At 65.6% G+C, this 8261-nt stretch carries 10 protein-coding genes; 3 read left to right on the top strand and 7 right to left on the bottom strand.

The features are described from left to right. The first annotated feature begins 83 nt into the window (after positions 1–83). Together IH615_RS13810 and IH615_RS13805 are read left to right on the top strand one after the other, a co-directional pair. Entirely contained in the window at positions 84–473 is a 390-nt protein-coding gene (locus IH615_RS13810) for a cytochrome c family protein (protein ID WP_291362486.1), read from the top strand. Then, a complete protein-coding gene (locus IH615_RS13805; RefSeq protein ID WP_291362484.1) occupies positions 470–631 on the top strand; it encodes a hypothetical protein in 162 nt (53 codons plus the stop codon). Before IH615_RS13810 ends, IH615_RS13805 begins: the two co-directional genes overlap by 4 nt. Here IH615_RS13805 and IH615_RS13800 read toward each other — a convergent pair. Both IH615_RS13800 and IH615_RS13795 read right to left on the bottom strand, forming a co-directional pair. Then, a complete protein-coding gene (locus IH615_RS13800) occupies positions 615–1340 on the bottom strand; it encodes a phosphatase PAP2 family protein (RefSeq protein ID WP_291362482.1) in 726 nt (241 codons plus the stop codon). The two genes, IH615_RS13805 and IH615_RS13800, sit on opposite strands and share 17 nt — an antisense overlap. A gap of 267 nt (positions 1341–1607) precedes the next feature. After that, the gene (locus IH615_RS13795; protein ID WP_291362480.1) at positions 1608–2045 is read right to left on the bottom strand and encodes a peptidylprolyl isomerase; all 438 of its coding nucleotides are present in this window, start codon (positions 2043–2045) and stop codon (positions 1608–1610) included. A 313-nt stretch (positions 2046–2358) separates the two neighbouring features. Between IH615_RS13795 and IH615_RS13790 the strand changes: the two genes are divergently transcribed. Further along, positions 2359–3078 (top strand): Crp/Fnr family transcriptional regulator, encoded by a 720-nt coding sequence (locus tag IH615_RS13790; RefSeq protein ID WP_291362478.1) that lies wholly within the window; start codon positions 2359–2361, stop codon positions 3076–3078. Here IH615_RS13790 and hemN read toward each other — a convergent pair. From hemN to IH615_RS13765, 5 genes are all read right to left on the bottom strand, one after another. After that, positions 3075–4421, bottom strand: coding sequence for an oxygen-independent coproporphyrinogen III oxidase (hemN, locus tag IH615_RS13785; RefSeq protein ID WP_291362476.1), 1347 nt, complete (start codon positions 4419–4421; stop codon positions 3075–3077). The two genes, IH615_RS13790 and hemN, sit on opposite strands and share 4 nt — an antisense overlap. 83 nt (positions 4422–4504) lie before the next feature. Continuing rightward, positions 4505–4651, bottom strand: a complete 147-nt coding sequence (gene ccoS, locus IH615_RS13780) for a cbb3-type cytochrome oxidase assembly protein CcoS (RefSeq protein ID WP_291362474.1) — start codon at positions 4649–4651, stop codon at positions 4505–4507. Then, positions 4648–6822, bottom strand: a complete 2175-nt coding sequence (locus tag IH615_RS13775; RefSeq protein WP_291362472.1) for a heavy metal translocating P-type ATPase — start codon at positions 6820–6822, stop codon at positions 4648–4650. The genes ccoS and IH615_RS13775 overlap by 4 nt, the downstream gene beginning before the upstream one ends. Then, positions 6819–7289, bottom strand: a complete 471-nt coding sequence (locus tag IH615_RS13770) for a FixH family protein (protein ID WP_291362470.1) — start codon at positions 7287–7289, stop codon at positions 6819–6821. The genes IH615_RS13775 and IH615_RS13770 overlap by 4 nt, the downstream gene beginning before the upstream one ends. Then, positions 7286–8261 (bottom strand): 4Fe-4S dicluster domain-containing protein (locus IH615_RS13765; RefSeq protein ID WP_291362468.1); only part of this gene is annotated, 976 nt, incomplete at its 5' end. The genes IH615_RS13765 and IH615_RS13770, both read right to left, overlap by 4 nt.

Here is an 8261-nt window from a genome sequence, read left to right as displayed (position 1 = left end):
GGCGGATATGCTGACAACCGCGGCCATCTGTGGTCTTATGCCCTAAGGCTTCAGCTCTGCCCCCCTCCATCCAGGACCACTTCATGAGACTTGCCCTGTTGACGCTCGCGCTGCCGCTTCTTCTCGTCGGTCCCTCCCAGGCTCAGGATGCCGAGGCGGGGGCTACAGTCTTCAAGAAATGCATGGCCTGCCACGCCGTGGGCGAGAATGCCCGGGCAAGGGTCGGCCCGCCACTGAACGGTGTTGTGGGGCATGCTGCCGGCGCGGTGGCGGGCTTCAAATATTCCGAAGCGCTGCTCGGCGCCGGGATCACCTGGGACGAGGCAGCGCTTTCGAGCTTTCTCAAGGCGCCAAAGGCCTTTATCCCCGGAACGAAGATGACCTTTGTCGGCCTGAAGACCGACGAGGAAATCGCCGATGTGATCGCCTACCTCAAGACCTTCGACGCAGAGGGCAAAGCCGTAGCCCCATGACCAACGCCACCGCGGGAGCCGCGCCGCAGCGCCAGATCGGCAAGCGCGCCCACCAGGATCGCGCCGACCATCCCGAAGGCACCGGGCAGGAACGCCAACACGGCCACCGCCCCCACCGCCCGGGGGGCGCAGACTTTTCGCCTATTTCGCCGATCTGATGGTCGGGCGCAGGTACCGTGTCGGGGTGAAGCGTGTTCGCCTCGGCCTCAACCTGAAAAAGTCGTCATAGCGGAACATCAGGCCGCGCCGCGCGAAGACGTGGGCCAGCCAATAGGTGAAAGCAGCGCCCACGGCCCAACCCATCAGCGTGTCACTCATCCAATGCATCCCGACAAGCTGCCTGGATAGGCAGATCAGGACGCCGGCGCTGATGAACAGGGCTCTGAGGCGAGGAAAAACCAGGGCCAGCGAGATCGCCATGGCCGCGGCTGTCGCTGAATGCCCGGAAGGCAATGCTGCGAAATCCGAATGCATGGCAAAGGGGTGGAAGGACAGATAGCCGTGGCTATCCAGCAGCACCGGGCGAGCTCGGCCTATAGCGTATTTGAGCAGCAGGGCGAGCAGACCGCCCCCGGCCACGGAGAGAAATATGAAGGCCGCGGCAGCGGTGATGGCGTTGAGACCGACCTGCGCGCGGCGTCGCAGCAGAGCGGTTGGTATCAGGGCGCTCAATAGAAGCAGCAGCCCGGTCGTCACCAGCACTTCAACACCCTCCCCCAGGTCGGTAACGAAATGGGCAAAAGGCTGCAGGTCGTCGGGGAAATCCTGCATCCAGACACCAAGCGTGTAGTCGCTGCCAGCCATGAGGGCAGCAGCGGGCACCGCGAAGGCAACGAGGATCAGCAGTGGGCGCTCGAATGGCGCCAAGGCGTGGTGTGGCCGCGTCCTGGAGGGTGCAAAGAGGCGACGAATCCCAGCTCGGACCCGACTCGGCCTGCCAGTGTCTGTGGTGTCCTGCAACGTCGCACTCCTCGCTCACCGGTCATCGGATAGCCGATTGCGCAGCAGAGACCAACCTTGTGCTCGAACCTTTTCGTGTTTCGGCCCTCCTTGCCGAAGTGGTCGAGCCATCCTCGCCCATTGTCGCCAGGCGCCGGGCGCAAAGCGGCGGACCTTCGGCCCGCCGCGCCGTCGCTAGGCCGCCTGGACGATTTCGACCAGCTCGACGTCAAACACCAGGTCCTGCCCGGCCAGCGGGTGGTTGGCGTCCACCTTGACGATACTATCATCCACTTCCACCACCGTGATCGGCAGCATGCCGCCATCGGCGGTTCGTGCCTTCAATTGCGTTCCGGGGCGCACATCGATGCCCGATGGTACCTTGGCGCGATCCAGCGTCTGGATGGCTTCGGCGCGGTGGGGGCCGTAGGCCTGGTCGCAGGGAATAGTCACGGTGGCCCTGCTGCCCGGCTCCATGCCGGCTACCTGGGCTTCGAGCCCCTTGATCACCTGGCCCAGGCCGATGGTGAATTCGAGCGGTTCCTTGCCGGACGAGCTGTCGAACTGCGTCCCGTTGGTCAGGCGGCCGGTATAATTGATGCGGACAACGTCGCCCATCTTGGCTTCCGTCATGGCTGTTTCCTTCTGTGAGTGCGGGCGGATAAATCGACGCCCTTCCAGTCAAGGCCGCGCACATCTGCGCACGACAGCGAAGGGCTAATGTAGGGACTAAGCCCGGGATGTAAACCGCAGCCGGCAAATTGGACCGGATACCGCCCGACGAATCGAGGCAAAAAAATGCCCTCGCGCCACCGCAGCTGCGAACGCCGATCCGCCGCACCCACCCTGCTCCGCCGCATTTGATGACATAGGTCAAATGCCGCCGCGCCAATACCCCTATGCTGCCGGTGATATCGCCGGTCACGCCCGGACCAGGAGCACAGATTTGCCGACCATCCCGCCCCACGAGGACGAACCTCGCACCTGCCGCCTTTGCAGCGTCCGCTCCAACGGAATTTGCCGTGTTCTCGATACGAGCCAGCTCGCCCGCCTGGCGCGGCACACAAGGTCGACGCGTCACGAGGCCGGCGCCGAGGTCTTTGGCGACGAAACCGACATCACAACCTATGCCAATGTGGTGAGCGGCGTCATCAAGCTGATGAAGGTGCTCGAGGATGGCCGCCAACAGGTGGTGGGGCTGAAGTTCGCCAACGATTTCATCGGGCGCATCCATGCCGCTTCGAACGCGCTATCGGCAGAGGCGACGTCCGAGGTGGAACTGTGCCTGGTGCCCCGCGCCCTGATGGAGGCCATGCTCGAGGAGAACCGGCCGCTCGAACGCTGGCTGATGAAGGAAACCCTGCGGGAGCTGGACGAAGCGCGGGAGTGGATGGTGACGCTCGGCCGCAAGTCGGCCGCCGAGCGGGTAGCAAGTTTCCTCTATCTGATCGCACTGCACGTCAATCCCGAGCTGGGGAGCGACACCGCGACGGTGGAATACGACCTGCCCCTCACCCGCAGCGACATGGCCGATTTCCTTGGGCTATCGATCGAGACGGTGTCGCGGCAACTGACCGAATTGCGCCGGCTGGAAATCATCGTGATCCACAACAAGCGCCACGTGCACATTCCCGATACCGAGCGCCTGCGCCAGCGCGCCGGCTAGACGGCCTGGGAGTAGCGCGCCGTACCGACCTGCAGGTAGGCATCGAGCCCCGCCGCTACCGTGCGCGCAAACGGCCGGCCGCGATCGGTGATTTCCAGCTGCCCGGGCAACAACCGGGCAATGCCGTGCTCGTCGTTCAGCGCCACGGCGACCGCATCCTCCACCACGGGCTCGGCGTCAGCGCCGAAGCGCGCCCGGAGCTCGGCAAAGTCCAGCCGGAAGTCGCAAAGCAGCCGCTCGATGGCATAGCCGCGGACGCAATCGTCGCGGGTCAGCGCCACGCCCCGGGCGACAACGCCACGGCCCTCAAGCGCCAGGCGCTGATATTCATGGGTCGCGACGGTGTTCTGCACATAACCCTGCGGCAGGCGCCCGATCGCCGAGGCACCCAGGCCGATCAAGGCATCATGCTCGTCGGCCGTATAGCCCTGGAAATTCCGATGCAGCCGGCCGGAACGGCAGGCAACCGCCAGGCTGTCATGGGGCAGCGCGAAATGGTCGAAGCCGATGCGCTCATAGCCCTGGGCCAGCAGTTCGGCCGCAGCGGCATGGCTCTGCCGATAGCGCTCCAGCGCATCAGGCAGGGCCTTCTCGTCGATCATGGACTGGTGCTTCTTCATCCACGGCACGTGGGCGTAGCCGAACAGCGCGACCCGCTCGGGCCGCAGCGAGGCCACCTGGCGGGCCGTCTCGGTGGCGCCGGCCACCGTCTGGTGCGGCAGCCCATACAGCATGTCGATATTGAGCGAGCGGACGCCAACAGCGCGCACGCTCTCGACCACGTGCCTGGTCTGCTTGTAGGTCTGGATGCGATTGATCGCCGCCTGCACCTTGGGATCGAAATCCTGGACGCCAATGCTCGCCCGGGTCAGACCGGCTGCCGCCCAGGCCGCATACTTGTCGTCCGACATGTCATTGGGGTCGAGTTCGACGCTGAACTCCACCTCTGGGGCAAAGCTGAACGCGTCGCGCAGCATCTTGCCGGTCCGGGCGATATCGCCTGCATCAAGCAGCGATGGCGAGCCGCCTCCCCAATGCACCGCGGTTACCGGCCTTGTGCCGACGAGAGCCCCGGTTCGGCCGATCTCGGCAGCAAGCGCCTCCAGATAGGCCGTGATTGGGGAGTAGCGGTTGACCTGCTTGGTGTGGCAGCCGCAGAACCAGCACAGCCGATCGCAGAACGGCAGGTGGAGGTAGAGCGAGATGCGGGCATCGCCGGGGAGTTCGCCCAGCCAGGTTTCATATTGCGCCTGGTCGACCCCAGCATGGAAATGCGGTGCGGTGGGGTAGCTGGTGTAGCGTGGCACCGGCTTGTTGAGTTTGATCGCGAGTTCTTCGGTCATGGCGTCCCGGCTGCAGTTTTGCCTCTCGTCTAGAGGAGGCCCGCTTCGGACACTTTGATCCGCGTCAACCCGGAGCGATTTGCTCACGGCATGTCGTCATCGAGCAGTATGCGCTGCGCGGCCCCTTCAATGTCCTCATACTGACCCGTCCTGAGGGCCCAGAAAAACCCGGCCAGGGCCAGCGCACCAAGCCCCATCGCCGAGACGACGAGAACGATCAGACCACTCATTTCAGCACTTCCAGACCTGGTGGGCCCTGCAGACGCAGGCGCAGGGCATTGACGACGACGATGATCGAGGAGGACGACATCGCCACGGCGGCAATCAGCGGCGTCACCATTCCGGCGGCCGCCAGCGGCAGAACGACGATGTTATAGGCCATGGACAGGGTCAGGTTCTGCCGCACGAGCGCATCCGCCTTGCGGGCGAGCCAGAGCGCGAAGGGAACGCCGAGCAGCCTGTCGTTGATGAGTACGAAATCGGCGGCGGCGCGACCCACATCGGCGGCGGCCGCAGGCGCGAAGGACACGTCGGCAGCGCCCAGGGCGACGGCGTCATTGATGCCATCGCCGACCATCGCCACCGGCCCCTTCTGGCGAAGGGCCTCGACTGCCGCGACCTTGTCCTGCGGCGCCAGCGAATGGGCGGCGTCGGCGATGCCCAGTTCGCGGGCAACCCGGCCCACGCTCCCCGCGCGATCGCCGGAGAGGATAGAGGTGGAGACCCCCTGCCCGTGCAACTGCGCGACTGTTGCCGCCGCGTCGCCGCGAATATCGTCACCGAAGTCGAACGCCGCGACCACCTCACCCTCGCGGGCCAGCCAAACGCGGCTTCCCTCGCCGCCGCCATCGTCCTGGGCGCCACAGAACCTGGCATTGCCCAGGCGCCAGACCTGGCCATCAATGCGGGCTTCAACCCCGGCGCCGGCTATTTCGCGGCAGTCGGCCAGCATCGGCTCGCGGCCAGCCGCGGCCAGCGCCATGGCCAGCGGATGGTTGCTCGCCGCGGCGATGGCCGATGCGGCAGGCAACCAGTCGCCCGTTCCGAACACCTGGCCGACCAGCCTGGGCCGACCTGTGGTCAGGGTGCCGGTCTTGTCGAAGGCGACGTGGCGCACCGTGGCCAGGCGTTCCAGGGCGGCGCCGTCCTTCATCAGGATGCCCCGCGCGAAGAGCCTGCCGGCGGCGACGACGTGGACGATCGGCACAGCCAGGGCCAGGGCGCATGGGCAGGTGACAATCAGCACCGCGACGGCGTTGAGCAGCGCCGTATGCCAGCCTGCGCCGGCAACCCACCAGCCGATGAAGGTGGCCAGGGCAGCGATGTGGACCAGCGGCGCATAGAGGTCGGAGGCGCGGTCGGCAATGCCGCGATAGCGGGTGCGGACCTGCTCTGCCGCCTCCATCAGCGCGGCGGTGCGGGCAATGAATGAATCGCCGGCGGGCCGCGTCGCCACCACTTCGATGGGTCGATCGAGAACGAGCGCTCCGGCGGGCAATTGGGTGCCGGCTGACGCCTCAACGGGCATAGCCTCGCCATTGACCAGCGCCATATCGACAGCGCCGGCGGCCCCTGAAACCTCGCAATCGACCGGCAAGCGATCGCCGGGTTTGAGCAGCAGTGTCATGCCGGGCGCGATGTCCTCCAGTCTGATGAAGACAAGACTGCCATCCGCCAATGCGCGCTGGGCGCCGCGCGGGGCCAGCCGCGCGAGGTTCGACGCCGCGTTGCGCGCCTGCCCCCGCATCACGTGATCGAGCGTCCGCCCGATAAGCAGGAAGAACAGCAGCATCGTCGCGGCATCGAAATAGGCATGCTGTCCGGCGAGACGGGTTTCGAGCACGCTGATCCCGGTGGTGGCGATCAGCGCGATGGCAATCGGAACGTCCATATTGGCGCGGCCGACACGCAAAGCCGCCAGGGCCGAACGGAAGAAGGGGCGGCCGGCATAGGCCACGGCCGGAATGGCCACCAGTGCCGAGATCCAGTAGAACAGCGTGCGCGTGTCGCCCTCGACCCCCGACCAGATGGCCTCGGAGAAGAACATGGTATGGGCCGACGCGAAGCCTGAGACGACCAACGCGGAAACCAGCTCCCGCAGCGCCGGGTCCTTGTCATCGACGTCGGCGGGATCGATGGGGTGGTTGCGGTAACCGCTGCGGGTCACGGTGTCCGTCAGGGTGGCGGGATCGCAATCGGCCTCGAAATCGATCTGGACCCGGCGGCGCTGCAGGTTGACGCGCGCATTGCAGACGCCCGGCAGGCCGGCCAGCGCCTCCTCGATGGTCTGGATACAGGTGGCGCAATAGGCATCGGGAACCGCGAGATGGAGCCGTCTGGCCCCGTCTGAGCCCGAGGCTACGTATTCCAGAAGGTCACCGTCGTCGGCTTCTGCTGTCACCGGACCGTAATCCGGATTTCGCGCTCCATCGCGCCGAGCGCGGTCGGCGCAGTGGTAACCGCCACGTCCCAGACACCGGGCGCCAGGTTGATCGCACCGCGATATCCGTCGGCGCCCGGCATCAGCACCACAGTCGCGTCATCATGGCCGCCGACCGGCCGCCGCACAAACGCCGTCACCTCCTCCAGCGCCAGCGGAACGCCATCGTCGAGGGCTCGGACAACCAGCGTTCCCGTCTCATAGGCGACGTCCATGGTCCAGCCGGCCTCGGCCTGATGACGCGCGTCGTCGGCTTTGCCCTGGAACTCCTGGCTGGCCACATAGCTGTTCTCGACCACAAGCCCAGTCCAGGTGCGGGATGCGGCAACCGCCATGAGCAGGTTGACGCCGATGATGACCCCAAAGAAGGTCACGGTGATCAGGGCCATGTGGCGCCCGGTAAACTCGCGTGGCTCGGTCGCACTCATTCCTGTTTCTCCGGTGCTTCGAACCGTACGTTGGTCGATGCCGTGGCGGTCCCGTCGGTGATGGTCATTGTGAAATCCGACTGGGGCGGGAGGTCCTGATCGGGCGACCGCACGTAGATGCGGAGCGGCAAGACCAGATCGGGCTCGACGCTGATCTCGAGCCGTTCGGCGCCCCCATCGGACAGTCCAGGCCCCGCCAGGGTGGCTCCCGGCAGCCCTTCGATGGTGAACACCAGTTCACGCGGCTGTGGCGTCATGTTCAGAATCTTGACGTCGTAGCCATTCTGAAGCGAGCCATCCGACAGCAGCACATAGAGCGGATTGCGGTCGTGCAGCACGTTCAGGCCTATCGAGGGTCGCATCGCCAGAACGACCATCATGGCTACGCCGATTGCAGCCCAGCCGAGGAAATAGACAAAGGTCCTCGGACGGATGACCGAGCGCCAATCCGTGTGCTTGACCGCCGGCAGCAGCTGCCCGGCGCTGTCACGCACCTTGCGCGGATCGATTACGCCGTCGGCCTGGCCCGCCAGCTGCATGTTGGTGCTGTAGTCGTTCAGCGTGGTGTAAGAAATGAGGCCGCGATCGCGGCCGAGTTTGTCCATGACGGAATCGCAGGCGTCGATGCAGAGGGCGCAGGTTATGCATTCGAGCTGCTGCCCTTCCCTGATGTCGATGCCCATCGGGCACACGACAACGCAGGCCTTGCAGTCGACGCAGTCGCCTACCGGCTTGGCGTCGGGGGCAGCCTTTTTCACCGGCTTGCCGCGTGGCTCGCCACGCCAGTCATTGTAGGTGACGGTCAGCGAGTATTCGTCCAGCATGGCGGCCTGGATGCGCGGCCACGGGCACATATAGGTGCAGACCTGCTCGCGCATCAGGCCGCCATGCTGGACGAATACTCGCTGACCGTCACCTACAATGACTGGCGTGGCGAGCCACGCGGCAAGCCGGTGAAAAAGGCTGCCCCCG

The sequence above is a fragment of the Devosia sp. genome (assembly GCF_014860165.1).
GTDB lineage: Bacteria > Pseudomonadota > Alphaproteobacteria > Rhizobiales > Devosiaceae > Devosia.
This window is presented reverse-complemented; position numbering and strand designations above follow the sequence as displayed.

What these genes read in the sequence shown, in the direction of transcription:
- IH615_RS13810 (WP_291362486.1), top strand. Translation starts at nt 84, where the DNA reads ATGAGACTTGCCCTGTTGACGCTCGCGCTGCCGCTTCTTCTCGTCGGT.
- IH615_RS13805 (WP_291362484.1), top strand. Translation starts at nt 470, where the DNA reads ATGACCAACGCCACCGCGGGAGCCGCGCCGCAGCGCCAGATCGGCAAG.
- IH615_RS13795 (WP_291362480.1), bottom strand. Translation starts at nt 2,045, where the DNA reads ATGACGGAAGCCAAGATGGGCGACGTTGTCCGCATCAATTATACCGGC.
- hemN (WP_291362476.1), bottom strand. Translation starts at nt 4,421, where the DNA reads ATGACCGAAGAACTCGCGATCAAACTCAACAAGCCGGTGCCACGCTAC.
- ccoS (WP_291362474.1), bottom strand. Translation starts at nt 4,651, where the DNA reads ATGAGTGGTCTGATCGTTCTCGTCGTCTCGGCGATGGGGCTTGGTGCG.
- IH615_RS13770 (WP_291362470.1), bottom strand. Translation starts at nt 7,289, where the DNA reads ATGAGTGCGACCGAGCCACGCGAGTTTACCGGGCGCCACATGGCCCTG.